Genomic DNA, 26,188 nt, shown 5'->3' with positions numbered 1-26,188 from the left:
TGGACGAGAAGTCCACGGCCATCCACTGGGCGACCCGGCCACCCATCGAGTGCCCGTAGACGTGCGCCTTGCCGACGCCGGCCGCGTCGAGAACCGCAACCGCGTCCGCCGCAAAAGCCTGCGTGCCGTAGGGCTGTGGGATTGGCCAGCGAAATTGGACCGTGGTGAAGCCACCGTCTAGCGTGAGTCCTATGTCGGCAGCCGATGCTTCAGCGAAATCCAGCAGCAACCCCCTGCTCGTCCTGGGGAAGATCACGTCGATCCTGGATGCCTTCTCGCTCTCCCGTCCGGTGCTCTCGCTGAGCGACATCCGGGAGTACACCGGGATGCCCACTTCCACCGTCCAGCGGCTGGTCACCAACCTCACTTCCCAGGGCTTCCTGGACCGGGAGGAGGATGCCTACCGCATCGGCATGCGGATGGCATACTGGGCGGCTCCGGCCACGCGGGGCATGGAAGTCATCGACGTTCTCAGCCCCCTGTTAAAGACCCTGCGGGACACCACGGGCGAGACGGCATGCTTCTTCAAGGCCGAGCAGCATTACCGGGTGTGCGTCGCCATGGCTGAGACCCGCCACGCACTGCGCCGGGAGATGCATCTTGGCAAGGTGCTCCCGCTCTACGCAGGCTCCGCGGGACGGGTCCTGCTGGCGTGGGATCCTGAGCTCATGGACGCCGTCCTCAAGGATCCGCTGGTGCCGATCACCGAGTCCACGATTACCAGTTCCGAAGACCTGGAGAGCGTGGTGAAGCAGACCCGGACGGACGGCTTTGCCATTACGGTGGGTGAGCGCGAACACGGGGCTTCCGGGCTTTCCGCACCGGTTTTCGACTCCGCGGCCGGACTGGTGGGCGCGGTGACCATCAGCGGACCGACCCTGCGCATGCCCCTGGAGATCTGTGAGGCCTGGGTGGAGCCGCTGCTTGCGACCGCCGAGCACATGACCAGACTGATCGGCGGCCGGTTTCCGGGCGAGGCGTAGGGCCCCGCCGGGAAACCCCGCGGAAAACCGCACCGGGGAACCCCCGGGACCCAGGCAAACCGCAGCGCTACAGCCGCGCCGCCGAGTACCCGGCCACCGACTTGCCCGCCGCGTACATCGCCGCGGCGTCGGAGGCCACGAGTATTTCGCTGAAGTTCCGGGCGTACGCGCCGAGGTCCGCCGCGACGGACCCCACCACAGCCACCACGGGGATGGTCCGCCCCGATCTGCGGACCCGTTCCAGGATGGCCGAGATGATCTTGCCTTCCCCGGTCTGCGAATCGAGCCGCCCTTCACCCACCACGACGGCGTCCGCGGCACCCAAGTGCCGGTCGAACTGCGCGGCATCCAGGACGGCGTCGGCCCCTGACACCAGCTCGGCGCCGAAGTGCGCCCACAATCCGCCGGACAGGCCGCCCGCCGCCCCGGTGCGCGGCACGCCCACGGGGTTGCGGGGATACGACTCCGCGAGTTGCCTGAGCCGCTGTTCCAGCAGTCCGATCTCAGCAGGGCCGGCGCCCTTCTGCGGCCCGAAAATCCGCGGCGCCTCCAGGAAGGTCGACGTGACATCGGAGAGCACAGTGAGCCGGGCACCCCGGAGGCCGCCGCCGTCGTCGATGGCCTGGACGGCACCGGCTCCTCCGTCGGTGGTGGTGGAGCCGCCCGCCGCCACCATGATGTGCGTGGCGCCGGCGTCCACCGCGGCGGAAACCATCATGCCCGTCCCGTAGGTGCTGGCCGACACCGCGTCCCGCGGTCCGCTGCTCGGCACCGTCAGGCCGCTGGCCTGTGCAAGTTCGACGACGGCGGTTCCGTCCGCTGCCAGCCCGATGGTCGCCGCGAGCGGCTCACCCCAGGGGTTCTGCGCGACGACGGAAACAGCCGATGCTTGCAGGCTGCTGCACAGCGCGTCGAACGTTCCCTCACCGCCGTCGGCGACGGGCAGTTCCGTCGCCGTCCCGCCTGCGTCACGGATGCCGGCGGCGATGGCCGCGGCCACTTCCGCTGCCGGGTACGTCCCCTTGAAGCTGTCCGGGGCAACCAGGACGGTCATGCGCCCGTGAGGGTGTTGACGGCGTGCGGCGGGGTGCGTCCCTCGGCGATCGCGACGGCGTTCAGCGCGCTGAGGCGGGCCATCTCGCTGCGGACCGGGACGGTAGCACTGCCCACGTGCGGCAGCAGCACGGTGTTGGGCAGCTCGGCGAGTCCGGGTGCGAGCCGCGGCTCGTCCTCGAACACGTCCAGCCCGGCACCGGCGATGACCCGGCCCCGGAGCGCCTCGACCAGGGCGGCCTCGTCCACCACCGGCCCGCGGGCGGTGTTGATCAGGATGGCATCGGGCTTCATCCGCTCCAGCACCGCCCGGTCCACCAGGTGCCGGGTCTGCTCATTGAGCGGGACGTGCAGGGACAGGAAGTCGCTGCGTTCCACCAGCTCGTCCCAGGAAACCTGCCGCACCTTCCCCGCGAATTCGCCCAGCTCCTCGTCGCTGACCGGCCGGTTCCCGGGAGGCCGCGGTGCGAAGAGGATTTCCATCCCGAAGCCCAGGGCGCGGCGGGCGGTGGCGCGGGCGATCCGTCCGAACCCGGCCAGGCCCAGCACCGCGCCGGACACGTCCCGGCCCAGCAGCAGCTCGGGTTCCCAGCCGTGGAATTTTCCGTCGCGGACCAGCCGGTCCGCTTCCACCACGCGGCGGGCGGTGCCGAGGATGAGCAGCATGGCGATGTCCGCCGTCGCGTCCGTCAGCACGCCGGGGGTGTTGCCCACCAGAATGCCGTGGCGGGTGGCGGCGTCCACGTCGATATTGTTGTAGCCAACCGCGAAGTTGGACACACCCTTCAGCCGCGCGCTGCCCAGCAATGGGGCGTCGACGACGTCGCGCAGCTGGGTGAGGACGACGTCGTACTCGCCCGAGGCGCACAGCGCTGCCAGCGTCTCATAGTCGGGAGGCGACGGCAGCACGGTGACCGTGCCGGCGTCGGAAAGCAGCTGCAGCCCGGGGTCCGGGATGGCGGTGGTGACCAGGAAGCTGCTGCCCACGCCTACTCACCTCCCGTCGTGCAGGATGTCACGGAAGCGGGACTGTCCGACGGGATGACCCAGCCGAACGCCGGGGCTTTGGACCTGGCGCCCTGCGCCGCCTTGGAGCGGTTGGGTTCGCCCAGTTCGGCGAGCAGCTTCTCGGACAGGACAACGAGCTCCGCGAAAGTTCCCGGAGTCACCCAGCCGGGCCGGGTGGCGAACAGGATGTCCTCGCTGGAGGTGTTGCCGCTGGCGCCCGGGGCGAAGGGGCAGCCGCCAAGTCCGCCGAGCGCGCCGTCCACCATGACGGCACCTGCCTGGATCGCGGCGAGGGTGTTGGCCACGCCCAGGCCCCAGGTGTCGTGGCCGTGGTAGACGATCCGGCGTGCCGGGGATTCCGCCCGGACGCGCTGGATGAGACCTGATACCTGGGCAGGGATGGCCTGGCCCAGCGTGTCGCAGAGGACGATGTCCGTGGTTCCCTCCGCACGGGGGTCGTTGGCAATCCCCAGGACCCGTTCCTCGGGCACGGTCCCCTCGAACGGGCAGGTGAAGGACGTCGCGATGCACAGCTGGATCTGCCCGTTGACCGCCCGTGCGTACTCCACGGCCTGGGGCAGCGCGGCGAGGCTCTCGTCAGTGGTGCGGCCGATGTTCGCCTTGTTGTGCGAGTCCGACGCCGAGAGGCAGTACTGGAAGTTGCGGGCACCGGCGGCGGCAGCTTTGGCGACATGGCCGGGGGTGGCCACCCAGATCCAGCACCTCTCCAGCTCTTCGGGCGTGAGGGCTTGGACCACCTCCAGGGTGTTGGCCATGGTGGGGACCAGGTCCGGACGGGCCATGGAACCCAGCTCGATGGCCGGGACGCCGAGGCGCAGCAGTTCCCGGACCGTCTCCAGCTTTCGTTCGGTGGACAGGACTTTCCCGGTGAGCTGCAGCCCGTCCCGCAGCGTGACATCGCGCAGGATGGCGCCACCCAGGGTCGAAGCGAGGGTGTTTACGTGCTGGTTCATGCCTGGAGTGCCTCCTCGCGGCCGGTTGCCGCACTGATCTCTGCCGGGTCCATGCCGAGGAGCCCGGCGAGGATTTCTGCGGTGTTTTCGCCCAGGTCCGGGCCGAGGTTCCGGATGGGGAGCGATTCGCCGCCGATCACCGGAACAATGCCCGGGAATCCGACGCCGGGCAGGATCTCCTCGCCGGTGGAGACGTCGAATTTCTGGACCATGTTGCGGGCGGCGTACTGGCTGTCGGTGCTGATGTCCGCTGCTGTGTAGATGGGGCCGGCCGGGACACCGGCCGCGTCCAGGGCTGCCAGGGCGTCGGCGGCATCCAGTTCCGCGGTCCAGGCGCCGATGGCCTGGTCCAGTTCCTCGCGCCGGGACCACCGGCCGGCGTTGCTCTGCAGCGCCGGGTCTTCGGCCAGGTCGGGGCGGCCGATGGTCTGCATGTAGCGCTGGTAGATGGAGTCCCCGTTGCCGGCGACCACGATGCTGGCGCCGTCCCGGCAGATATAGGCATTTGAAGGCGCAATCCCCTCCATCCGGCCGCCCACACGCTGCCGGTCAACACCGTACGCCTGGTAGTCGGGGATCAGGGATTCCATCATGGAGAACATGGCCTCGTTGAGCGCCACGTCGATGATCCGCTCGGTGAGCGGCACAGCGCCGGCCGTGTCCCGCCGTCGTGCTTCCCTTTGGTACAGGCTCATCATGGAGCCGAAGGCGGCATAGAGTCCGGCGATCGAGTCCCCGATCGAAACGCCCACCCGGACCGGTGCGCGGTCCGGGTCGCCGACGAGGTTCCGGAACCCCCCGTACGCTTCGGCGACGGCGGCAAACCCCGGACGCGCGGACAGCGGGCCTGTCTGCCCGAAGGCGGAGATCCGCGTGATGATGAGGTCCGGGTTGGCCTCATTGAGCACCTCCGGGCCCAGGCCCCACTTCTCCAGCGTGCCGGGACGGAAGTTTTCCAGGAGGATGTCCGACCTGGCGGCGAGCTTCAGGACCGCCTGTTTTCCGGCCTCGGTCCGCAGATCCAGCACCACGGACTTCTTGTTGCGGTTGATGGTCCGGTACAGCATGGAGGTGTCGCCCTTGTGCAGGCGCCAGTTGCGCAGCTCGTCACCGGTTCCCGGCCGCTCCACTTTGATGACCTCGGCGCCGAAGTCTGCGAGGAGCCTCCCAGCCGTCGGCGCGGCGATGTAGTTTCCGAGTTCCAGGACCCGGATGCCTTCCAGGGGCGCGATGCGTGGTGGTGTCATGGTGTCTTCTTCTTTCGTTGGCGTACGCCGGGAACGCACAGGGTCTCAGGTTCGATTAGAACAGCAGGCTCATGGGCAGGATCAGCAGGATGGCGACGACGGAGGCCACCGAAACCCCGACGGTCACCGATTTCAGTGCACCCCGCACGCTCTGGCCCAGGAGCGACTGCAGGAGCCAGAAGGTGTTGCTGGTGACGTGAACCATGAACAGTGATCCGGCGCCGGCCGACAGCGCCAGCAGCACGGGGTCCAGGCCGATAACGGGTGCGATAGGGGCCAGCAGGCCTGCTGCGGTGATGGCGGACAGCGTGACGGAGCCGACGGCGATGTGCAGCACGGCCGCGATGGCCCAGACCACCAGGAGCGGGGCGACGGTGCTCGCGGAGAAGAAGCCGCCGAGGATGTGGCCGAGGCCTGCTGCGGCGACGGTCGCGGCGAGTGAGCCGCCCACACCGGTAAGGATCAGGATCTGGCCGCTCTCCTTGAAGCCGACGGCGATGGCCTCCTCGACGCGCTTCTGCCCGATGGCGGAGCGGGTGACGAGGCAGGTGCCGATCAGGCCGATCAGCAGGGCGATGACCGGTTCGCCCAGGAGCTGCAGCCAGGGCAGGTCGATCTTCAGGATCTGCAGGATGGCTCCCGCGCCGATGAGGAGCAGTGAGGTCAGCAGGGGCGCAAACAGGACGATCAGCGGGAACTGCTTGGGTTCGCGTTCGGCCACGGCAACGCTGCCGCTGGCCTGGGCAGCGGTTCCGTTGGTTCCCGGCCCGCTGGCGCCGGTGCCGGCGGCAACGGGGCGGCCAGCACCGCCGTCGTACCCTTCCTCTTCACCCTCCCGGTCCTCTTCGGCGACGAAGGTGTGGTCCTCATCCTTGGCTTCGTTCCAGAAGCCGCGGCGGAAGAGGAATGTCATGATGGCGATGGCGATGATGATGGTGGGGATGACAAGCAGCAGGCCGAACAGCAGCATTTTGCCGAGCGGCACGTTCAGGAGGCCTGCCAGGGCAAGGGACGCGACGCCGGGAACCGTGAAGACGATGCCGCATTCGAGGGCGATGGCCATGGCGGTGGCCATGCGTGCCGTGCCGAGTTTGCCGATTTTGGGTGCCAGCTTGCGGGCGAGCGGGGCGGAGATGACGAGCAGGACGTCCAGGAAGATGGACTGAAGCACCGTTCCGATGGCCAGGCCCATGGTGTAGGGCAGGCGCTTGGGCCCAAACGTGTTCAGCAGATGCTCCACGAGGCGCCGGATGGCTCCGCTTTGGTTAAGGATGGAGCCCATGAGGACGCCGAAGGCGATGAGCAGGCCGACGTCCACCATGATGTCGCCGAATCCGGCGGTGATGGTTTTGACGGTCTTTTCGACGCCGAGGCCGACGGCGAGGCCAAGGTACACAGAGCTGACCACCAGGGCGATGACCGGGTTGACTCTGAAACGGACAATCAGCAGCACGGCGGCGAGAACCGCGACGGCTGTGTTGATCAGGACAGCGATGTCTTGCATGTTGGGGAATCCGATCGTTGGGCCTTCCGCACTGAAGGCTTGGGAGCAGGGGTCGGTCGTGAGGAGCGACACATTCGCTGTTCCCATATTATGGGTTTCAGCTCACGATGCAAGATGTTTCGGAAAACTTTAAAATGCAGAAGGCGCCCGGCCGTGTGGCCGGACGCCTTCTGCGTTCGTGCGTAGGGTCAGTATTCCCGGTTCAGGAAGCCTTCGTGCCTTCTCGGAAGCTCCCGCTCATGGCGGGCTGGGTTTGGACGTTGTTGAACGTGTAGAGGTGGATGCCCGCAAGTGCAGGTTCCATGGCGGCCAGTTCGGAAACCAGGGACCGGGATGAATAGCTGCCGGCGTTCAGGAGCCTGCGGGCGAGGGGCCCCTTGCGGCTCAGGAACTTCAGCGAGGGACCTACCCCGATCTTGGTGGCCAGCGAAACCAGCTTGGCCCGCGGGACGGCCCCGGCCACGCCCGCCCAGATGGGAAGGTCGACACCTTCGCGGCGCAGCAGTTCGGCGTACCAGCCGATCCTGGGTGCCGAAAAGCACATCTGCGTCACCACGTTCGAGGCCAGATGCTGTTTCTCCAGCAGCGCGTCGAGCATCGTCAGCTCGTTGTGCTTCGGGTGGCCTTCCGGGTAGCCGGCGACGCCGATGGCCATGGTCCCGCCGGTCAGGTCGGCAATGCCCTCCATGAGCCGGCTGCTGGTGCCATAGGGTCCGGCGGCCTCCGGAGCGTCGCCCCCGATCGCGAAAACCTCCGCGATCCCCGCAGCCTCGCAGTCGCGGAGCATGCCCGCCAGCTGGGCCCGGCTTTCGATGCTTCGCGCGGCCAGATGGGGAATCACCTCGTAGCCAAGCTGGGCAAGCTCAACCGAGGCCCGGACAGTGGCCCCAACCCCATGGTGCGGCAGGCACGTCACGGTCAGCGTTGATCCGGCGGGAACTTGGGCCCGGACTTTGGGAATGATGCCGTCCGTGGGAATGATCTCCAGGCGCAAAGGCAATTGGTTCGTCATGAGCAACTCCAGGTCTGGTTGGATGGGCTTGTCAGCGAAGGATGACCGTCCGGTTCCCTGACAGGATGATTCTTCCTTCGGCGTGCCAGCGCACGGCATTCGTCAGGGCCTTGCACTCCGCATCCTTGCCCACGGACACCAGATCCGCGGGCGTGTACGTGTGGTCGACCTCAATCACCTGCTGGGCAATGATCGGTCCCTCATCAAGCTCTGAATTCACGTAATGCGCCGTGGCTCCGACCGTCTTCACTCCGCGCTCATGCGCCTGGTGGTACGGCTTTGCGCCCTTGAAGCTGGGCAGGAAGGAATGGTGGATGTTGATGGCCTTGCCGGTGAGCCGGGCGGTGGCGGAGTCGCTGAGGACCTGCATGTAGCGGGCCAGGACCACCAGCTCAACCTCATACACGTCCACCAGTTCCAGGAGCCCGGCCTCCGCTTCCGCCTTGCGCTCCGGCGTCACGGGGATGTGGTGGAACGGGATCCCGTGCCAGGCCGCGAGCCCTTCGAGGTCCGGGTGGTTGGACACAACCGCCAATATCTCGACCGGAAGTTCGCCGCTGCGGGCGCGGACCAGCAGGTCGTTGAGGCAGTGATCATACTTGGACACCATCACCAGGATCCGCTGCTTGCGGTCATGGCGTTCGAGGCGCCAGTCCATGCTCCATTGTCCTGCCAGCGGCGCAAAGCGGTCCCGGAGCTGTTCGACGGCGGCGGCGTCACCCGTCGAGGCGAAGTGGACCCTCATGAAGAAGTGCCCCGCGTTCCGGTCACCGAACTGCTTAAGGTCAACGATGTAGCACTCCTGCTTGAGCAGGAAGTCCGCGACCGACTGGACGATTCCAAGGGAATCCGGGCAATGGAAGGTCAGCACAAACTCCCCACCGGTTCCGGGGGCCTGGCCGGCAAATGAGGGTTTTTCCTCTATCCTGATCATCCCTTGACGCTTTCCTTCTCCTCGAGACGCCGGCCCGCATGGTCGCGGGCGGCGCTCTCCTCAGCCTGCAGTTCATCCTGGAAGGCTGCGTAGCGGGCCAGGTGCGCGGGCCGGCGGCGCAGAATCAGCCAGGCCGCACCGAGCAGGACGAACCAGACGGGTGTGACCAGCAGCGCGGTCAGGGTGTCGGGCTGGGTGGTCAGTGTCCACAGCACGAAGGCGAAGAAGGCGAAGACCACCCACACCATGGGAATGCCGCCGGGCATCTTGAACTTGGAGGCGGTGTGCAGGTGCGGGCGACGGCGCCGGAAGGCGATGTAGCTGGCGAGGATGATCGACCAGACGAAGACGAAGCAGACAGCCGAAACGGTGGTGACCATGTCGAACGCCTTGCCGATGTCCTGGCCGGCGTACATGAGCACCACTCCGGAGAGCAGCAGCACACAGGACAGGAACAGGGCGTTATTGGGTACCTTGCGGCGGGACAGGCTGCCGAAGACGGCCGGCGCGTCGCCTTCCTGCGCCAGGCCGTAGACCATGCGCGAGGTGGAGTAGATCCCGGAGTTGGCGGAGGACATGGCCGAGGTCAGCACCACGAGGTTGACCACCGTGGCGGCGGCCCCGAGTCCGGCCAGCGAGAACATCGCAATGAACGGGCTTGTGGCCGGCGGCGAACTGGGTCCACGGCGTGACGGACATCAGGATGATAAGGGCGCCCACGTAGAAGAGCAGCACGCGCACCGGGATGGAGTTGATGGCTTTGGGAAGGTTCTTCTCCGGGTTCTTGGCCTCTGCCGCCGTGGTACCGACCAGTTCAATGCCCACAAAGGCGAACACGGCGATCTGGAAACCGGCCACAAAACCCATGAATTCGTTGGGGAAGAAGCCGCCATGGCTCCACAGGTTCGTAAAGGTGGCGGGCCCGGCGTCGGACTGGAAGCCGGTGAAGATCATGAACATGCCCACCACGATCAACGCGGCGATGGCGATGATCTTGATCAATGCGAACCAGAATTCAGTCTCGCCGAATGCCTTGACTGTGGTGAGGTTCAGTAGCAGCAGGATGGCGACGGTGGCCAGGCCGGGGATCCAGAGGGGCAGTCCCGGCCAGAGTTCCTTCGAGTAGCCGGCGATGGCGATGACGTCCGCGATTCCGGTAATCACCCAGCAGAACCAGTAGGTCCATCCGGTGAAGAACCCCGCCCACGGGCCCAGCAGGTCAGCGGCGAAATCGCTGAAAGACTTGTAGTTCAGGTTGCTCAGCAGCAGCTCGCCCATGGCCCGCATGACGAAAAAGAGCATGAAGCCGATGATCATGTAAACGAAGATCACGGACGGCCCGGCTGCGGAAATGGTTTTGCCGGAGCCCATGAACAGGCCCGTGCCGATGGCACCGCCGATGGCGATGAGCTGGATGTGCCGGTTGCTCAGCTGCCGCTCCAGGCGGGGAGCCTCACCGGCCGTGGAGGCAGGAGGATGAATCGTCATTAGGAACTCCATCGTTCAAGTGGCCTTGAATGGCCACACTGATTCGGTTCCTCCCCGCTCTGTATGGGACCTGAGAGATTCCGCGGACATGGTTCTCCGCTTGCACCGTCGGTGAGACAGGACGCGCCTGCCTGCTTTCCAGAGTTGCCTCGCCGCGGCGGTACGTGGGCCTGAGAGTTTCCTGGGGAGGGTTTGCTCCTACGGCGCCTGCTGAACGTACCGGCAGGACTCTCCCGCCGCAGATCGTAAGCATTTTCAATTATGTCGAGAAAAAATTTATGCGCACCGGCAGCGGCCGTCTTGCCGGCACGTGCCGGTCAGCGCAGCCCCGCTGGCCACCGGTTCAGTGTGGTCTCGGTCACGAAGAAATGTCAAACGGCGGCCGATTCAGCTGCCTTGCCGGGCCGCAGAAGGAAACGTGGGGACACCCATGCATGGCTCCGATTTGGCCTGGACCGGATTGTCCGGTATCTTGTGATCCGAATCACCCACATCTTCATAGCCTTTCGAACCGTGGCGGGAGAGTCCTCCCAGTCATTCACCGGGCAGGCGCCGTAGGAGCAAATCCTCCCCAGGAATCTCTCAGGCCCCCGTACCGCCGCGGCTAGGCAACTCTGGAAAGCAGCCAAACCTCGTTTGGCTCACCGACGGTGCAAGCGGAGAACCATGTCCGCGGAATCTCTCAGGTCCAATACAGAGCGGGGAGGAACCCAAACCATGCCGTGCCACACGTGGCAGGCCAAACCTGGAGTTCCTCATGACGATTCAATCGCTTCCATCAACCTTTGCCGACCGGCATATCGGCGCCCGCCGCCAGGCCGATATCGACACCATGCTCAAGAACATCGGCTATGACTCGGTCGATGGCCTCGTTGATACCGCCGTCCCGTCGTCCATCCGCCAAGAGAACCCCCTGCTGCTCACCGCTGCGCTGAGCGAAGTTGAAGTCTTGGCCGAGCTCCGCCGCCTGGCCGCCAAGAACAAGACCGCCGTCCAGATGATCGGCCAGGGCTACTACGACACCGTGACGCCCCCGGTGATCCGCCGCAACGTCCTCGAAGCCCCCGCCTGGTACACCGCGTACACGCCGTACCAGCCGGAGATCTCGCAGGGCCGCCTCGAGGCCCTGTTGAACTTCCAGACCATGGTCCAGGACCTGACTGCGCTGCCGGTCGCCAACGCTTCCCTCCTGGATGAAGCGACCGCCGTCGCGGAGGCCGTGCTGCTGATGCGCCGGGCCAACAAGTCGGCAGGGGCCAAGGACGGCAAGACGGTCCTGGACGCCGACTGCCTTCCCCAGACCATCGCCATCGTGCAGGGCCGGGCCGAGGCACTCGGCTTCGAGATTGAAATTGCGGACCTGTCCCAGGGACTTCCCGACGGCGACATCAACGGCATCGTCCTCCAGCAGCCCGGCGTTTCGGGCCGGGTGTGGGACCAGTCCGGCGTCATCGCCGCCGCCAAGGAGCGCGGCGCGCTGGTCACGGTGGCCGCTGACCTGCTCGCCCTGACCCTGATCACGCCTCCGGGCGAGCAGGGCGCGGACATCGCCGTCGGAACCGCCCAGCGCTTCGGGGTGCCGCTGTTCTTCGGCGGCCCGCACGCTGCCTACATGGCAGTGCGCACCGGCATGGAGCGCACGCTCCCGGGCCGCATCGTTGGCGTCTCCAAGGACAACGCCGGCGCCCCCGCCTACCGCCTGGCGCTGCAGACCCGCGAGCAGCACATCCGCCGCGAGAAGGCGACCTCCAACATCTGCACCGCCCAGGCGCTGCTGGCTATCGTGTCGTCCTTTTACGCCGTGTACCACGGCCCCGACGGCCTGAAGGCAATCGCCGAGACCGTCCACAACAACGCCCGTGTCCTCGCCACCGCGCTCAGGACGGCAGGCCGCGAACTCGTCAGCGATTCCTTCTTCGACACCCTCACCGTGCGCGTGCCCGGCAAGGCCACCAAGGTCATCACAGCGGCAGAGGCCCGCGCCATCAACCTGCGCCTCATCGACGCGGACACCGTGGGCGTCTCCATTGATGAGACGACGACGGCGGCAACACTTTCCGCTGTAGCCGTCGCCTTCGGCGCCGGTCCGGTAGGGGACGCAGCGGGCTTTGAACTCCCCGAAGCCGTGCTGCGCGCCTCCGATTACCTGCAGCACCCGGTGTTCAACACGCACCGCTCCGAAACCCAGCTGCTGCGCTACATCCGCAAGCTCTCCGACCGCGACCTGGCGCTGGACCGCACCATGATCCCGCTGGGCTCCTGCACCATGAAGCTGAACGCCACCGCCGAGATGGAAGCCATCTCCTGGCCGGAGTTCGCCTCGATCCACCCGTTCGCACCGGATTCCCAGACCGCAGGCTGGCGGGAACTGATTGATGGCCTGGAAGCGGACCTCGCCGAGATCACCGGCTACGACCAGGTGTCCATCCAGCCGAACGCCGGTTCGCAGGGCGAGCTCGCCGGGCTGCTGGCCATCCGCGGCTACCACCTGTCCCGCGGCGACGACCAGCGCAACGTCTGCCTGATCCCGGCCTCGGCGCACGGCACCAACGCCGCCTCGGCCGTGCTGGCCGGCATGAAAGTTGTAGTTGTGGCCACGGCTGCCGACGGCACGATCGACCACGCCGACCTGTACGCGAAGATTGACGCGCACAGGGATGTTCTCTCGGCGATCATGATCACGTACCCGTCCACGCACGGCGTGTACGATGCCGACGTCCGCGAGGTCTGCGACGCCATCCACGCCGCCGGCGGCCAGGTCTACGTGGACGGGGCCAACCTCAACGCGCTCGTCGGGCTCGCGCAGCCCGGCAAGTTCGGCGGCGACGTGTCCCACCTGAACATGCACAAGACCTTCTGCATCCCGCACGGCGGCGGCGGACCGGGCGTCGGCCCGGTGGCCGCGAAGGCGCACCTGGCCCCGTTCATGCCGGGCGATGCGAACAAGGCCGCGCATGAGGCCGGCCCTATCGGATCAACAGGCGTCGCCATTTCAGCGTCGCGGTTCGGTTCGGCGGGCGTGCTGCCCATCTCCTGGGCGTATGTGAAGCTGATGGGCGGCAGCGGCCTGACCGAGGCCACCAAGTCCGCGCTGCTCGCGGCGAACTATGTCGCGTCCCGGCTGAACGAGTTCTTCCCGGTCCTCTACACGGGAGACAGCGGGCTGGTGGCGCACGAGTGCATCCTGGACCTGCGCGAACTCACGGCCCGGACCGGCGTCACCGCCGAGGACGTGGCCAAGCGCCTGATCGACTTCGGCTTCCACGCGCCCACCCTGGCGTTCCCGGTGGCGGGCACACTGATGGTGGAACCCACCGAGTCCGAGGACCTGGCCGAGATCGACCGGTTCATCGACGCGATGATCACCATCCACGCCGAAATTGAGCAGGTCGCCAGCGGTGACTTCACCGTGGAGAACTCCCCGCTGCGGAACGCGCCCCACACGGCAGCCGCCGTCGTCAGTTCCGCCTGGAACCGTTCCTACCCGCGCGAGCAGGCCGTGTTCCCCGTGCCCTCGCTCAGGCAGGACAAGTACTTCCCGCCGGTGGGCCGCATCGACGGCGCGGCCGGCGACCGGAACCTGGTCTGCTCCTGCCCGCCTCTCGAAGACTTCGAAAACTAACTCTCCGCTGGTTGAGCTTGCCGAAACCCCGCTGGTTGAGCTTGTCGAAACCCCGCTGGTTGAGCCTGTCGAAACCCTGGATCTCGACAAGCTCGATCAGCGGACTTGAAAGGACTTTCACATGACCGAGAACTACACCGCGCTCTACGACCAGCACAAGAAGGCCGGCGCGTCCTTCACCGACTTCGGTGGCTGGCAGATGCCCCTCAAGTACACCTCCGAGCTCGCCGAGCACCACGCCGTGCGCAACGCGGCCGGCCTGTTCGACCTCTCCCACATGGGCGAAGTCTGGGTGACCGGCCCGGATGCCGGCGCCTTCCTGGACTATGCCCTGGCCGGCAAGCTGTCCGCAATCGCCGTTGGCAAGGCCAAGTACTCACTGATGTGCGACGCCGACGGCGGCATCATCGATGACCTGATTTCGTACCGCCGCCCATCTTCCGAGGAAGGCGTCGACAAATACCTCGTGGTCCCCAACGCCGGCAACGCCAAGGTGGTAGCCGCGGCTCTGGCCGAACGGGCCGCCAACTTCGACGTCGTCGTGGCGGACGCCTCCGCCGAGACCTCGCTCATCGCCGTCCAGGGTCCCGCCGCAGAAGCGATCCTGCTGACCCTGGTTCCCACCGAACAGCACACGCTTGTCACTGAACTGAAGTACTACGCCGCCGTCGAGGTAGGGCTTACCGTCAACGGCACTGTACATACCCTGCTCTTGGCGCGCACCGGCTACACCGGCGAGGACGGCTTCGAGATCTACATCCCGAACGAGGATGCTGCCGGATTGTGGCAGGCGCTGCTGGATGCGGGCGCCGCCCATGGGCTCATCCCGGCAGGCCTGGCCTGCCGCGACTCGCTGCGCCTGGAAGCCGGGATGCCGCTCTACGGCAACGAGCTCTCGCGCCACGTCAATGCCTACGCCGCGGGACTGGGCCCGGTGGTGTCACTGGCAAAGGAAAGCGACTTCGTGGGCAAGGAGGCGCTGGCCGCGATCAAGGCAGCCGGCGTCGGTTCCACCATCGGCCAAAAGCTCGTGGGCCTCAAAGGCCTGGGCCGCCGCGCCGCCCGCGGCCACTACCCGGTGCTCAAGGACGGCATGCTGGTCGGCGAAGTCACCTCCGGCCAGCCCTCCCCCACCCTCGGCTACCCGGTCGCGATGGCGTACGTCGACGTCGAGCATTCCGAGGCGGGCACGATCCTGGACGTCGACCTGCGCGGCAAGGCAGAGCCCTTCGAAGTGGTGGCACTGCCGTTCTACAAGCGCTCCAAGTAACCAGCACTTAAACCTCAAAGGAAAGTCACATGAGCAAAGTTGTTTCTGAACTGAAGTACTCCGCCGAGCACGAATGGGTTGCTGCTGACGGGGCCGGGCCGGTGGGGATCGGGATCTCTGCCGTCGCGGCCGATGCCCTGGGCGACATCGTGTACGTGGACCTGCCCGAGGTCGGCTCCACCGTCACGGCAGGCGAAACCTGCGGCGAGGTGGAATCCACCAAGTCCGTCTCCGACCTGTACGCGCCGGTCACGGGTGAAGTGACCGAGATCAACGACGGCGTCGTCGCCGACCCGGCCCTGATCAACAGCGACCCCTACGGCGCCGGCTGGCTGTTCAAGGTGGCCGTCACCGAAGAGGGCCCGCTGATGTCGGCCGAGGAATACGCAACAGCAAACGGCGGCGAGCTGTAACTCCCCCTGGCAAGTCCACCTCCCCAGCCCGAACCGACCACAACTATCCAGTTAGGAACCGACCATGGCTGTTGGCGTCTTTGACCTGTTTTCCATTGGGATTGGCCCTTCGTCCTCGCACACCGTTGGACCCATGCGGGCTGCGGCGGTGTTCTCCGAGGAACTGGCGTCCTCCGGCGTGCTGGAACAGGTGGCGTCGCTGCGGGTGGACCTGTACGGATCCCTCGCGGCGACAGGGCACGGCCACGGAACCATGACGGCGATCCTGCTGGGCCTGGAGGGCTTCCATCCCGAGCTGATCCTGCCCGATGAGGTCGAGGAGCGGCTGGCTGCGATCGACGCGACCGGGACCCTGCAGCTGGCCGGGTCCGTCGCCCTGCCCTACGGGGTGAAGGACATGGTCCTGCGGCCGCTGACCATCCTGCCGCGGCACACGAACGGCATGACGTTCGCGGTGTCCGACGCCGAGGGGAACGTGCTTCACGAGGCGACGTTCTTCTCCGTGGGCGGCGGGTTCATTGTCCGCGAGGGCGAGGAGGATGCGGCCCTGAAGGAGCTCGATGAGTCCAAGAAGGAGCTTCCGCTGCCGTTCCGGACCGCCGCGGAACTGCTGGAGCACTGCGGCGCCCAGGGCCTGTCCATCAGCGAGGTCATGCTGGTCAACGAGCGTGCCTCGCGGTCGGAGGAGGAGATCCGGGAAGGCCTGCTGCATATTTACTCGGTGATGGAAGGCTGTGTGGAGGTCAGCCTCCAGCGGGAGGGGCTGCTGCCCGGCGGGCTGAAGGTCCGCCGTCGTGCCCCCGACTGGCACGAACGCCTCCTCAAGGAGGACAAGGACCGGGACCCCAAGTACTGGCAGGAGTGGGTGAACCTGATCGCGCTGGCGGTCAACGAGGAGAACGCCTCGGGCGGGCGTGTGGTGACTGCCCCGACGAACGGCGCCGCGGGCATCATCCCGGCTGTTCTTTACTACGCGCTGCACTTCGCGCCGGGCATGGACCAGGCAACCCAGGAGGACCGCGATGACGTGGTGGTGAAGTTCCTGCTGACCGCCGGCGCCGTCGGGGTGCTTTATAAGGAGCAGGCGTCCATTTCCGGCGCGGAGGTGGGCTGCCAGGGCGAGGTGGGTTCGGCGTCGTCGATGGCGGCAGCCGGCTTGGCCGAGGTCATGGGCGGCACGCCGGCGCAGGTGGAGAACGCCGCCGAGATCGCGATGGAACACAACCTGGGCCTGACGTGCGATCCGATCGGCGGGCTGGTCCAGGTGCCCTGCATCGAGCGCAACGCGATCGCCGCCGCCAAGGCCATCAATGCGGCCAAGATGGCGTTGTGGGGCGACGGCTCGCACCGGGTCTCACTGGATGAGGTCATCGTGACCATGCGCGAGACCGGCAAGGACATGAGCTCCAAATACAAGGAAACCGCGATGGGCGGCCTCGCCGTCAACGTTGTGGCCTGCTGATTAGTACTAGGGAGAGAGAACAATGACACTGGCACCAGAGGGCCGGAAAATGCTGCGGATCGAGCAGCGCAATGCGGCCACCCCGGTGGAACGCAAGCCGGACTGGATCAAGGCCAAGGTCCAGATGGGCCCGGAATTCGTCCAGCTCAAAAACCTGGTCAAGAAGGAAGGCCTGCACACCGTCTGCGAAGAGGCCGGCTGCCCCAACATCTTCGAATGCTGGGAAGACAAGGAAGCCACCTTCCTGATCGGCGGCTCCGAATGCACCCGCCGCTGCGACTTCTGCCAGATCGACACCGGCAAACCCTCCCCGGTGGACAGGTTCGAACCCACCAAGGTCGCCCGCTCCGTCCAGGCAATGCAGCTCCGCTACGCCACCGTCACCGGCGTCGCCCGGGACGACCTCGAGGACGAAGGCGTCTGGCTCTACGCCGAAACGGTCCGCAAAATCCACGAGCTGAACCCCGGCACCGGCGTCGAACTCCTGATCCCGGACTTCTCCGGCAAACCCGAGCACATCGCCGCGATCTGCGACTCCAAACCCGAGGTGTTCGCGCACAACGTCGAAACCGTGCCAAGGATCTTCAAGCGCATCCGGCCCGCGTTCCGCTACGAACGCTCCCTGGACGTCATCACCCAGGGCCGGAACCTGGGCATGGTCACCAAATCCAACCTCATCCTGGGCATGGGCGAAACCCGCGAAGAGATCTCCGAAGCCCTGAAAGACCTGCACCAGGCCGGCTGCGACCTGATCACCATCACCCAGTACCTGCGCCCCTCCGAACGCCACCTCCCGGTGGACCGCTGGGTCAAGCCGCAGGAATTCGTGGACCTCGCCACCGAGGCCGAGGAGATCGGCTTCCTCGGCGTCATGTCCGGCCCCCTGGTCCGTTCCTCCTACCGGGCCGGCCGGCTCTGGGCGACCGCGATGCGCAAAAAGGGCTGGGAAATCCCCGCCGAACTCGCCCACATCGAATCCTCCGGATCCACCCGCCAGGAAGCCAGCTCCCTGCTCGCAGCACACCAGTAACACCAGAGCCGGCCTGGTCACGGGTATAGCGTTATTGCATGACCGAAACGTACCGGTACGACGTGGACGTGCTGCATCTGCTCCTTTCGCCGTCGCACGCATACTTCGGCCGCGCGCGGGACGGCGCCGCTGATGTGCCGACGGCGGATGCCGACCGGGTGGAGATCGTGGCCGGTAAAGGCATCGTCGGGGACCGGTTCTTCGGCAAGGCTGCGCACATGGACGCGGCGGTCACCCTGTTCGCCGTCGAGGCCCTCGAAGCCATGGCGGCAGAACTGGACGCCGGCCCCTTCGACCCGCTGCTGACCCGGCGCAACGTGATCGTCAGGGGAGCACACCTGGCCCCGCTCCTCGGCCGGGAGTTCACCCTGGAATCCCAAGGGGACGCAGTGCGGTTCAAAGGCGGACGGCCCGCCCACCCGTGCGCATGGATGGACCGCATGCTCGCCCCCGGGGCGCATGCCGCCATGCGGGGGCGCGGCGGCGTGCGCTGCCAGGCGCTTTCCGACGGCGTGCTGCACCGCGGGCCTGCGGTGCTGGTCAGCCCTGTGCCGCTTGAGCCCGAACTGGCAGGCGTTCCGAGTGTGCTGCGGCCGGGCCGGCTGACGTAGGCTGCCTTACTCTCTGCCGCTGCGGCCATGGCGCGGATTACAGTCCCGGGGCCTGGCCGAGCTCGGCCCGGAGCCGTGACAGCCGGGCGTAGGCACTGTCCCGGTAGGCGACAAGGCTTTCCCTGCTGGCTGGGTCGATGTCCAGGAAACCGCGGCCGGTTTTCAGTCCGAGGTTTCCTTCCTCCACCACGGCAGTCAGCGCCGCGGGCGGGGAAAACCGTTCGCCGTACGCCTTTTCCAGAGTCCGGTAGGAGGATTCGTAGACGTCCAGTCCGGCCATGTCACCGATGGCAAAAGGCCCGAACAGGGCGAGCCGGAATCCGAACGTGTTGCTGACCACCGCATCAATCTGGGACGGGGCCGCCACGCCTTCTTCAACGATCCGGGCCGCTTCCTTGTACAGCGCGAACTGCAGCCTGTTGGCAACGAATCCCGGAGTGTCCGCCACCCGCGCCGGTGTCTTGCCGAGGGCCAGGATGAGTTCTTCAGCGAGATCCATGACCTGGGGCGAGGTCTGCGGTCCCGGAATGAGTTCGACACCGGGGATGAAGGGCGCGGGATTCATCCAGTGCACACCGAGGAAACGCCCGGGGCCGGTGACGGACGCTGCAAGTTCCCCGATTGGAATGGCCGAGGCGTTAGACGCGATGATTGCCGCTGCCGGCGCGGTAGACGAGATGCGGCGGAGGATGTCCGCCTTGATGACCGGGTCCTCCGGGACTGCCTCGGCGACGTAGTCTGCCATCGAAACAGCATCCTCGATGCTGGCGGCAGCGGCAAGGTTGGCCGCAATGGTTTCAGCGGCGCCGGCAGGCAGCAGCCCCCGGGCTTCGAAGTCCCGGGCTTGGTCCACGAGGCGGACGCGGGCGCGCTCGGCGATCTCGCCGTCGACGTCGCCCAGGGCCACTTTGTACCCGTGCAGGGCCAGGACCTGCGCTATGCCGCCGCCCATGTAGCCGGCACCAACCACTGCCGTGGCCGTGATGGTCTGCGTGATTTCCATGTTGCTGCTCCTATGTAGAGGCCAAGATGTGGGTCAGCGGATCGTGTAGCCGCCGTCGACAGTCAGTGTGTGGCCGGTAATGAGCGACGCCGCGTCGCTGAGCAGGAACGCGACCCCGCCCGCGATGTCTTCAGGTTCCCCGAAGCGGCCGGCCGGGATCCGGGACAGCAGTTCTTCCGCCCAGTCCGGTCTGCTGAGGGTGGACGCGGTCAGTTCAGTCCTGACGAACGTCGGAGCGATAGCGTTTACCCGGATTCCCGCGGCGGCCCACTCCAAGGCCAGGCTCTTGGTGAGGTGGATCATCCCCGCCTTGCTGGTGCCGTACGCCGCCCGGTCCTCGATTCCCACGATCCCCGCCTGGGACGCGATGTTGACGATGGCGCCGGCAGATCCGGAGTCCATCCAGCGCCGCGCCACCGCCGTGGTCAGGAAGAAGGCGCCCTTGAGGTTGGTGTCGAAGACACTGTCCCAGTCTTCCTCGGTGAGCTCCACGGCAGGCTTGGGCACATTGACGCCGGCATTGTTGACCAGCAGGTCAATGCCGCCGCTGGCCTGCTGGAGGGATTCGACGAACCCGGCGATGCCGGTGGTGTCGGTGACGTCCACGACCAGGGGCGGGGTTCCGTACCGCTCACTGATCTGCTTGGCACTTTCGGTGTCGCGGCTGGTTCCGTAGACGGTGGCGCCGCACTCGGCAAGGCCATCAGCGATGGCCTTGCCGAGACCGCGGCCCGCCCCGGTCACCAGTGCCTTTTTGCCGTCCAGGCGGAAATTCAGCACTTAGGTCCTCTTAGCTGTCGAAGGTGTGGTCCGACCAGGGCAGCGACGTGCCGCGGTACTTCGCTGCACGAACGTCTCCGGACCGGGCGTGGCCCTCAAACCGCTCCACCCTGGAGGCACGGCCGCACAACTCGCCGAAAAAGGCGCTGGATTCGGTGTTGGTCACTTCCTGGTAGGTGACGGTGCGCAGGTACTTCCCGACCCAGAGGCCGCCGGTGTAGCGGGCCGCGCCGCGCGTGGGCAGCACGTGGTTGGTGCCGATCACCTTGTCGCCGTAGGAGACGCAGGTACCCTCCCCGAGGAACAGGGCGCCGTAGTCGTGCATCTTTTCGAGTGCTTCGCGGGGGTTCTGCGTCAGGATCTGGACGTGCTCGTAGGCATACTCATCGGCCAGGGCGTAGGCGTCGTCCAGGGTTTCCACCACGTGCACGGCACCCCAGTCGCGCCAGGCTGCCCCGGCGTAGTCGCGGGTGGGCATGTCCACGAGGATGGCGTCGATGTGCTCGATGACCTTACGGCCCAGGTCCTCGCTCGTGGTGATCAGGACGGCCGGGGAGTCTGGTCCGTGCTCGGCCTGGGAGAGAAGGTCGACGGCGACAATGAACGGGTCGGCGTGCTCGTCGGCCACGATCAGGACTTCGGTCGGTCCGGCGAAGAGGTCGATGCCGACCTCGCCGAAGAGCTGGCGCTTGGCCTCGGCAACGAAGGCGTTGCCCGGCCCTGCCAGCATATTCACCGGCTTGATGGTCTCGGTACCGATGGCCAGCGCGGCCACGGCCTGGATGCCGCCCAGCAGGTAGATCTCATCGGCGCCGGCCAGGTGCATTGCGGCCACAGTGGCGTCCGGAACCTCGCCCTGGATGAGGGGGGTGCACGCCGCCACGCGCTCGACGCCGGCCACCTTGGCGGTGACGATGGTCATGTGCGCGCTGGCGAGGAGCGGGTACTTCCCGCCGGGGATGTAGGCTCCGGCGGCCTGGATGGGAACGTTCTTCTGCCCCAGGAAAACGCCGGGGAGGGTCTCGATCTCAAAGTCGGACAGCGACTCAAGCTGCTTCTGGGCCATCACGCGGACCTGCTGCTGGACGAACTTGATGTCCTCGATGACCTGCTCCGGAACCCGGGCCATGATCTCGTCGAGCTGTTCCTGGCTCAGCAGGAAGGATTCGGGGGCGTGCTTGTCGAACTTGGCGGAGTACTCGCGGACAGCTTCGTCGCCGCGCTCCCGGATGTCCGCAATGACGGATTCCACGGTGGCGCGTACCTCCGGGGTGCTCCCCCGGGCCACGCTGTTGCGGGCCGGCTCCTTCAGCAAGGTGGAGTCCACGCCGGTGGTAAGTGCTGTTGTAACGGTCATCAGGGTACCTTTCCATCTTCATTGATGGGCGACCTTTGGAGCGCCCGGGCCAGACCCGCAGGACTGGATGATTGATGAGTGTATACGTATACATTTTTGCTAGCAAGGGCTTGTGTCTTCTTTTTGAATACGTATACACTGCTGGTCACGAGGCAGCCGATGTGGCTGCGCTCACTGTCCGGACGAAGACAAAGGAGTCTCTGAATGAGCACCCCCGTGACAACAGCAGCACCGCCGGTTATAGATCCGAAGATGCGCCGCAAGGCCCTGGTTTCCTCGGTGCTTGGCAGCTGTATCGAGTGGTATGACTTTTACGTCTACGGCGTTGCTGCCGCCATTATCCTCAACACCCAGTTCTTCCCGCAGGTAAGCCCGTTCGCCGGCATCCTGCTCTCGTTCAGCACCTATGCCATCGGCTTTGCTGCTCGCCCCTTGGGCGGAGTGATCTTTGCCCACTTCGGCGACCGCATCGGCCGCAAGAAGATGCTCATGATGACCCTTGGCCTGATGGGCGCCGGCACCTTCCTCATCGGCTGCCTGCCGAACTTTGCCACCATCGGCATCGCGGCGCCCATCCTCCTGGTCTTGCTCCGGATCATCCAGGGCATCGGCGTCGGCGGCGAGTGGGGCGGGGCTGCCCTCATGGCCACCGAATACGCCCCGGCCAAGCGCCGCGGATTCTTCGGCTCCTGGCCGCAGATCGGCGTTCCGGCCGGGACCCTGCTGGCCAACGGGGCGTTCTTCATTATGGGCGGTCTGATCTCCCCGCAGGACTTCATGGCGTGGGGCTGGCGCATCCCGTTCCTGGTTTCCATCCTGCTGGTGGTGCTGTCCTTCTACATCCGCCGCAACGTGGACGAATCCCCCGCCTTCGAGGAAATCAAGCGCAAGGGCGAGATCGAGAAGCTACCGGTGGTCAAGGTCATCAAGACCCGCCCGCTGACCATCCTCAAGGTCATCATGATGCGGTTCGCGGAGAACGCCAACTACTACATCTACACCACGTTCCTGCTGGCCTACGGCCCGGCAATCCTGCTGGAAAAGAACAGCATTCTGCTGGCCACCATGATCATGGCCGGGCTGGGCATCTTCTCGATTCCCTTCTGGGGCTGGGTTTCGGACCGCTGGGGCCGCCGTTACACCGTGATCGCGGGCGCAGGAACCATGCTCCTGATGGCCTTCCCGTTCTTCTGGGCCGTGCAGACGGGCGACTTCCTGATGGTGCTGCTGGTCCTCATCCTGACCTGCAACGTCGGGCGCGACCTCTGCTACTCGGTGGAACCGGCCTACTTCACCGAACTCTTCGAGCCCAAGCTCCGCTACTCCGGAGCGTCGGTTGGCCCGCAGGTGGCCGCGGTCTTCGCCGGCGGCTTCGCACCGCTGATTGCCACGGCGCTGATCGGCCCGGACTTTGACCGGTACTGGCTGGTTGCGCTGTACATGATCGTCACCTCGGTAATCACCATCGTCGGCGCGCTCTGGTCCCCCGAGACGGCGCCCCGGGTGCGCCTGCGGCGCGGCCTGAGCGCCGAGCACGACCCCACAACTGGCCGGTAGGCTGGCATCAACACGCCGGCGTGAGCCGCGCCAGGAAACAAGGAGAACGCACCGATGGTCACAAGCCGTGATGTGGCAGAGCTGGCCGGCGTCTCACAGGCTACGGTCTCCCGGGTAATGTCCTCCTCCGCGAAACTGTCTCCTGCAACCCGTGCGCGGGTGCAGGCGGCCATGGAGACACTGGGCTATGTGCCGCATGCCGGTGCACAGGCCATGAAGACCAGGCGGACCAACACCATCGGCGTCGTGGTCGCCGACCTGACCAATCCGTTCTATCCGGAGGTTCTCGATGAACTCAGCCGGGAACTGGACACGGCGGGCTTTCGGGTGGTCATTTGGAACGCGGGAGGCGGCAGCCACCACGACGCGCTGAAGGCCATCCGGGAACACGCCGTCGACGGGGTCATCTTCACGACGGCGACGGAGGATTCCGTCGAGCTGCAGGCGGCCATTGAGAAGAAAAGCCCCATCGTGCTGATCAACCGCGTGGTGGAGGGCCTCGACTGCGACCAGGTCTCCAGCAGCAACACCGAAGGGGGCGCCGCCGTCGCCGATTACCTCCTGGACAACGGCAGGACTCGGGTGGCCTTCATCGGCGGTGCTGAAAACGCGAGCACGTCACGTGAGCGTGCCCAGGGCTTCCTGGGCAGGATGGCCGAGCGGGGGCACGCCGTGCCGGAGCATTTCCGTTTCCAGGGCGGGTTCTCCCACGACGTCAGCGCGCAGGTCATGAACCGGCTGCTCGCCCGCGCCGACAGGCCACAGGCCGTCTTCTGCGCCAACGACCTCATGGCCTTCGGCGCCCTCGATGCCCTGCGCGCCAACCGGGTCCCGGGGCAGGAGTGCTGGGTGATCGGTTACGACGACGTCGACATGGCGGCCTGGGATTCCTTCAGCCTCACCACGGTGCGCCAGCCCAGCCGGGAGATGGCCCGCGTGGGGGCGCGGATGCTGCTGGACCGCATCCACACGCCTGGGCAGCCGCCACGGCGGGTGGACTTCCCGTGCGACCTGATCGTCCGCGGCAGCACCCGACTTGTCGAAGCGGCAGCGCGGTAAAGGCGGGCGGGTCCGTAGCCGCGCCCTGCGCCGGGCGCTGCCACAGCGCAGCGAACGCTGCTGTTCGTTACCGCTGCGCGTTCTCGAGGGCGGCGAGGTGCTCGGGGTGCACAGGGGTCGCGCGCTGCTGGTAGTCCGGGTGCTTGCGCAGCCATAGCTTGACGTACGGGCAGACGGGCACGACGGCGATGCCGGCGTCCAGCGTATCGTCCAGGGCATCCTGGACCAGGCGAGCGGCAAGGCCCCGCCCGGCGTAGTCCTCGCTGACGGTCGTGTGGTAAAAAATACGCTCGGGCCCCCGTCCCCCGTCATACGGGAGGTAATGCGCATTGCCGATGACGGTGTCGCCGTCGCGGAGCTCGTAGCGACGGCGCTGCGGTGCATTCTGGACGGTCAGGGTTGTTTGCTGTTCCAAGAGTCCTCCTGGGTTGGATGGTCGGTTAGCCGCGGGGACGAAGCCGGGCATTGGGCAAAGCTGGGGCAGGAAGCGGCGCCGGATACCCTTCCGGGAACGGCCCGAAGCGGGGGAACGGGGCACCGTCCGGGTAGGTGTCGCCAGCAGGAGCGTCGGCCGGCTCGGCGCCGATCTCTGCCTGCCAGGCCGCCCGGTAGGCGACCACTTCCTCGTGGGTGCGCCCGACAAAGTTCCACCACATCACTATCTGTTCTCCAAGAGGCTCTCCGCCGAGTATCAGCACCCGGGCCGGCGTCTGCCCGGCCTCCAGCGCGACCCTGCTCGGCCCGGGGCGGAGATAGTGCAGGTGGTCCACCGCCATAGGCGTGCCGTCGACGGAAACCTCGCCGGTGTCGAGCAGGATTCCATGCTCAAAGGACGGGTCCAGGTCCAGCTCGAGCCGTCCACCGGCGTGCAGCACGGCCTCGGCGCCCAGCAGCGGCGGCGTGTAGGTGGTGACGGGCGAGGACGACCCCGCCAGCGAGCCGAGGAAGACACGCAGCTCGCTGCCTTCTCCCTGCACGGCTTCCGGGGCATAGTGCTGGAAGGTCGGGGCCATGTTCCTGGTTTCCTCCGGCAGGGCGTACCAGAGCTGGGCGCCGTGAAGGACGCCTGTATCCGGGGTGGAGAACTCCTGGTGCGAGATCCCGCGCCCGGCGACCATGAGGTTGACCTCCCCGGGGCGGACGATTGCCTCGTACCCGGCCGAGTCGCGGTGGGCGACGTTGCCGGTGAACAGCCAGCTCACGGTCGCCAGGCCGGTGTGGGGATGGCGCGGAACCTTCATACCCCCTGATTCCGGGACGAGGTCCGGGCCGTAGTGGTCCAAGAAACACCAGGCGCCGATGAGGCTGCGCTGCTTCTGGGGAAGGGTCCGCCGCACTGGCATGGCGCGGGGCCCGCCCAAAGGAACCATCCGGGGTGCCAGGAATTCCACCGCTTCCGCATGGTCCCCCTCGGTGCACACGATCTCCTCGGGGAAGGTCTCCAAGTTGCTCATGCCATCACCCCGCCGCGGAGCTGGCAACCCTTCAGGGCCACCCCGTTCAGGGCCTTCCAGCTGCCGGGATCGTACTTGTCCAGGAAAAACGGGTTGAGCATGGCACTCCTTAGTACGGCGTCGCACCGACGGCCGGCGCAGCATCACGGCTTCGTCGCCCACAGACTCGGGACCGGCGGAACCAGGATCATCCTTTCAACAATGCAGCTTCCGGAGCAATGGCGCTGCCATTTGCGGACCGGAACCGGGCGACAAATGAATGCAAATGGCAGCCGGTGACGTGGGCAGGCCGGCAGCTCGACGTCCTCATCGCGGGCGACGACGAGGACGCCGTGCGCGCCATGGCGGAGTTCGCGTCGGCAGGTGG

21 protein-coding genes, 2 pseudogenes and 2 riboswitches are annotated in these 26,188 nt (G+C 66.5%); of the genes and pseudogenes, 9 read left to right on the top strand and 14 right to left on the bottom strand.

What is annotated here, in order from left to right; genetic code table 11:
- Nucleotides 1-10: 10 nt before the first annotated feature.
- Nucleotides 11-130, bottom strand: a pseudogene (locus tag QF036_RS25205) (alpha/beta fold hydrolase); the annotation flags it as partial.
- Nucleotides 131-191: 61 nt separating this feature from the next.
- Here QF036_RS25205 and QF036_RS02495 point away from each other — a divergent pair.
- Nucleotides 192-983 (top strand): IclR family transcriptional regulator, encoded by a 792-nt coding sequence (locus QF036_RS02495; protein ID WP_307098929.1) that lies wholly within the window; start codon nt 192-194, stop codon nt 981-983.
- Between the two features lie 67 nt (nt 984-1,050).
- Here QF036_RS02495 and QF036_RS02490 read toward each other — a convergent pair whose 3' ends face one another.
- The 8 genes and pseudogenes from QF036_RS02490 to cycA all read right to left on the bottom strand — a co-directional run bounded on the left by QF036_RS02490 (nt 1,051) and on the right by cycA (nt 10,203).
- Complete coding sequence (locus QF036_RS02490; RefSeq protein WP_307098927.1) at nt 1,051-2,037, bottom strand: glycerate kinase; 987 nt, start codon at nt 2,035-2,037, stop codon at nt 1,051-1,053.
- A complete protein-coding gene (locus tag QF036_RS02485) occupies nt 2,034-3,023 on the bottom strand; it encodes a 2-hydroxyacid dehydrogenase (RefSeq protein WP_307098925.1) in 990 nt (329 codons plus the stop codon). The genes QF036_RS02490 and QF036_RS02485 overlap by 4 nt, the downstream gene beginning before the upstream one ends.
- Before the next feature lie 2 nt (nt 3,024-3,025).
- The gene (locus tag QF036_RS02480) at nt 3,026-4,018 is read right to left on the bottom strand and encodes a hydroxymethylglutaryl-CoA lyase (protein ID WP_307098923.1); all 993 of its coding nucleotides are present in this window, start codon (nt 4,016-4,018) and stop codon (nt 3,026-3,028) included.
- On the bottom strand, nt 4,015-5,265 hold the full coding sequence (locus tag QF036_RS02475; RefSeq protein ID WP_307098922.1) for a CaiB/BaiF CoA transferase family protein: 1,251 nt from the start codon (nt 5,263-5,265) through the stop codon (nt 4,015-4,017). Before QF036_RS02475 ends, QF036_RS02480 begins: the two co-directional genes overlap by 4 nt.
- Before the next feature lie 55 nt (nt 5,266-5,320).
- Nucleotides 5,321-6,769, bottom strand: a complete 1,449-nt coding sequence (locus tag QF036_RS02470; protein ID WP_307098919.1) for a GntP family permease — start codon at nt 6,767-6,769, stop codon at nt 5,321-5,323.
- A 202-nt stretch (nt 6,770-6,971) separates the two neighbouring features.
- Nucleotides 6,972-7,781: a methylenetetrahydrofolate reductase gene (locus QF036_RS02465; RefSeq protein ID WP_307098918.1), complete on the bottom strand. Its 810-nt coding sequence runs from the start codon at nt 7,779-7,781 to the stop codon at nt 6,972-6,974.
- 31 nt (nt 7,782-7,812) lie between these two features.
- Nucleotides 7,813-8,715, bottom strand: a complete 903-nt coding sequence (gene purU / locus QF036_RS02460; RefSeq protein ID WP_307098916.1) for a formyltetrahydrofolate deformylase — start codon at nt 8,713-8,715, stop codon at nt 7,813-7,815.
- A pseudogene (gene cycA, locus QF036_RS02455) lies at nt 8,712-10,203 on the bottom strand (D-serine/D-alanine/glycine transporter). The gene purU and the pseudogene cycA overlap by 4 nt, the downstream one beginning before the upstream one ends.
- A 148-nt stretch (nt 10,204-10,351) precedes the next feature.
- Nucleotides 10,352-10,449, bottom strand: a riboswitch (glycine riboswitch).
- 261 nt (nt 10,450-10,710) lie between these two features.
- Nucleotides 10,711-10,811: riboswitch (glycine riboswitch) on the top strand.
- A 149-nt stretch (nt 10,812-10,960) separates the two neighbouring features.
- Here cycA and gcvP point away from each other — a divergent pair.
- The 6 genes from gcvP to QF036_RS02425 all read left to right on the top strand — a co-directional run bounded on the left by gcvP (nt 10,961) and on the right by QF036_RS02425 (nt 18,611).
- The gene (gcvP, locus tag QF036_RS02450) at nt 10,961-13,825 is read left to right on the top strand and encodes an aminomethyl-transferring glycine dehydrogenase (protein ID WP_307098915.1); all 2,865 of its coding nucleotides are present in this window, start codon (nt 10,961-10,963) and stop codon (nt 13,823-13,825) included.
- A gap of 121 nt (nt 13,826-13,946) precedes the next feature.
- Entirely contained in the window at nt 13,947-15,095 is a 1,149-nt protein-coding gene (gene gcvT / locus QF036_RS02445; protein WP_307098912.1) for a glycine cleavage system aminomethyltransferase GcvT, read from the top strand.
- A gap of 29 nt (nt 15,096-15,124) precedes the next feature.
- Nucleotides 15,125-15,508, top strand: coding sequence for a glycine cleavage system protein GcvH (gcvH, locus tag QF036_RS02440; protein WP_307098910.1), 384 nt, complete (start codon nt 15,125-15,127; stop codon nt 15,506-15,508).
- Between the two features lie 64 nt (nt 15,509-15,572).
- Nucleotides 15,573-16,970, top strand: coding sequence for an L-serine ammonia-lyase (locus tag QF036_RS02435; RefSeq protein ID WP_307098908.1), 1,398 nt, complete (start codon nt 15,573-15,575; stop codon nt 16,968-16,970).
- A 22-nt stretch (nt 16,971-16,992) separates the two neighbouring features.
- Nucleotides 16,993-18,000, top strand: a complete 1,008-nt coding sequence (lipA, locus tag QF036_RS02430; RefSeq protein ID WP_307098906.1) for a lipoyl synthase — start codon at nt 16,993-16,995, stop codon at nt 17,998-18,000.
- Between the two features lie 38 nt (nt 18,001-18,038).
- Entirely contained in the window at nt 18,039-18,611 is a 573-nt protein-coding gene (locus tag QF036_RS02425) for an MOSC domain-containing protein (protein ID WP_307098904.1), read from the top strand.
- Between the two features lie 37 nt (nt 18,612-18,648).
- Here the strand turns inward: QF036_RS02425 and QF036_RS02420 are convergent, their stop codons facing one another.
- From QF036_RS02420 to hisD, 3 genes are read right to left on the bottom strand one after another with little or no spacing between them, the layout of a single operon-like run.
- Nucleotides 18,649-19,614 carry a 3-hydroxyacyl-CoA dehydrogenase family protein gene (locus tag QF036_RS02420; protein WP_307098902.1) on the bottom strand — a complete coding sequence of 322 codons (966 nt, stop codon included), beginning with the start codon at nt 19,612-19,614 and terminating at the stop codon, nt 18,649-18,651.
- 33 nt (nt 19,615-19,647) lie between these two features.
- Nucleotides 19,648-20,394 carry an SDR family NAD(P)-dependent oxidoreductase gene (locus QF036_RS02415; RefSeq protein ID WP_307098900.1) on the bottom strand — a complete coding sequence of 249 codons (747 nt, stop codon included), beginning with the start codon at nt 20,392-20,394 and terminating at the stop codon, nt 19,648-19,650.
- Between the two features lie 10 nt (nt 20,395-20,404).
- On the bottom strand, nt 20,405-21,751 hold the full coding sequence (gene hisD / locus QF036_RS02410) for a histidinol dehydrogenase (RefSeq protein ID WP_307098898.1): 1,347 nt from the start codon (nt 21,749-21,751) through the stop codon (nt 20,405-20,407).
- A gap of 204 nt (nt 21,752-21,955) precedes the next feature.
- Here hisD and QF036_RS02405 point away from each other — a divergent pair, with 204 nt between their 5' ends.
- Nucleotides 21,956-23,308: an MFS transporter gene (locus QF036_RS02405; protein ID WP_307098896.1), complete on the top strand. Its 1,353-nt coding sequence runs from the start codon at nt 21,956-21,958 to the stop codon at nt 23,306-23,308.
- A gap of 54 nt (nt 23,309-23,362) precedes the next feature.
- Nucleotides 23,363-24,367, top strand: a complete 1,005-nt coding sequence (locus tag QF036_RS02400; RefSeq protein ID WP_307098893.1) for a LacI family DNA-binding transcriptional regulator — start codon at nt 23,363-23,365, stop codon at nt 24,365-24,367.
- A 67-nt stretch (nt 24,368-24,434) separates the two neighbouring features.
- Here the strand turns inward: QF036_RS02400 and QF036_RS02395 are convergent, their stop codons facing one another.
- Together QF036_RS02395 and QF036_RS02390 are read right to left on the bottom strand one after the other, a co-directional pair.
- Nucleotides 24,435-24,782 carry a GNAT family N-acetyltransferase gene (locus QF036_RS02395; protein ID WP_307098891.1) on the bottom strand — a complete coding sequence of 116 codons (348 nt, stop codon included), beginning with the start codon at nt 24,780-24,782 and terminating at the stop codon, nt 24,435-24,437.
- Nucleotides 24,783-24,807: 25 nt separating this feature from the next.
- On the bottom strand, nt 24,808-25,821 hold the full coding sequence (locus QF036_RS02390; protein ID WP_307098889.1) for a pirin family protein: 1,014 nt from the start codon (nt 25,819-25,821) through the stop codon (nt 24,808-24,810).
- Between the last annotated feature and the right edge of the window lie 367 nt (nt 25,822-26,188).

Source organism: Arthrobacter globiformis (assembly GCF_030817195.1).
GTDB lineage: Bacteria > Actinomycetota > Actinomycetes > Actinomycetales > Micrococcaceae > Arthrobacter > Arthrobacter globiformis_D.
The sequence above is the reverse complement of the archived record's forward strand: the minus strand, read 5'-3'. Positions and strand labels throughout refer to the sequence as shown.

What these genes read in the sequence shown, in the direction of transcription:
- gcvT (WP_307098912.1), top strand. Translation starts at nt 13,947, where the DNA reads ATGACCGAGAACTACACCGCGCTCTACGACCAGCACAAGAAGGCCGGC.
- QF036_RS02480 (WP_307098923.1), bottom strand. Translation starts at nt 4,018, where the DNA reads ATGAACCAGCACGTAAACACCCTCGCTTCGACCCTGGGTGGCGCCATC.
- purU (WP_307098916.1), bottom strand. Translation starts at nt 8,715, where the DNA reads ATGATCAGGATAGAGGAAAAACCCTCATTTGCCGGCCAGGCCCCCGGA.
- QF036_RS02475 (WP_307098922.1), bottom strand. Translation starts at nt 5,265, where the DNA reads ATGACACCACCACGCATCGCGCCCCTGGAAGGCATCCGGGTCCTGGAA.
- QF036_RS02435 (WP_307098908.1), top strand. Translation starts at nt 15,573, where the DNA reads ATGGCTGTTGGCGTCTTTGACCTGTTTTCCATTGGGATTGGCCCTTCG.
- gcvH (WP_307098910.1), top strand. Translation starts at nt 15,125, where the DNA reads ATGAGCAAAGTTGTTTCTGAACTGAAGTACTCCGCCGAGCACGAATGG.
- QF036_RS02400 (WP_307098893.1), top strand. Translation starts at nt 23,363, where the DNA reads ATGGTCACAAGCCGTGATGTGGCAGAGCTGGCCGGCGTCTCACAGGCT.
- gcvP (WP_307098915.1), top strand. Translation starts at nt 10,961, where the DNA reads ATGACGATTCAATCGCTTCCATCAACCTTTGCCGACCGGCATATCGGC.
- QF036_RS02420 (WP_307098902.1), bottom strand. Translation starts at nt 19,614, where the DNA reads ATGGAAATCACGCAGACCATCACGGCCACGGCAGTGGTTGGTGCCGGC.
- QF036_RS02465 (WP_307098918.1), bottom strand. Translation starts at nt 7,781, where the DNA reads ATGACGAACCAATTGCCTTTGCGCCTGGAGATCATTCCCACGGACGGC.
- QF036_RS02390 (WP_307098889.1), bottom strand. Translation starts at nt 25,821, where the DNA reads ATGAGCAACTTGGAGACCTTCCCCGAGGAGATCGTGTGCACCGAGGGG.
- QF036_RS02490 (WP_307098927.1), bottom strand. Translation starts at nt 2,037, where the DNA reads ATGACCGTCCTGGTTGCCCCGGACAGCTTCAAGGGGACGTACCCGGCA.
- QF036_RS02495 (WP_307098929.1), top strand. Translation starts at nt 192, where the DNA reads ATGTCGGCAGCCGATGCTTCAGCGAAATCCAGCAGCAACCCCCTGCTC.
- hisD (WP_307098898.1), bottom strand. Translation starts at nt 21,751, where the DNA reads ATGACCGTTACAACAGCACTTACCACCGGCGTGGACTCCACCTTGCTG.
- QF036_RS02470 (WP_307098919.1), bottom strand. Translation starts at nt 6,769, where the DNA reads ATGCAAGACATCGCTGTCCTGATCAACACAGCCGTCGCGGTTCTCGCC.
- QF036_RS02425 (WP_307098904.1), top strand. Translation starts at nt 18,039, where the DNA reads ATGACCGAAACGTACCGGTACGACGTGGACGTGCTGCATCTGCTCCTT.
- lipA (WP_307098906.1), top strand. Translation starts at nt 16,993, where the DNA reads ATGACACTGGCACCAGAGGGCCGGAAAATGCTGCGGATCGAGCAGCGC.
- QF036_RS02405 (WP_307098896.1), top strand. Translation starts at nt 21,956, where the DNA reads ATGAGCACCCCCGTGACAACAGCAGCACCGCCGGTTATAGATCCGAAG.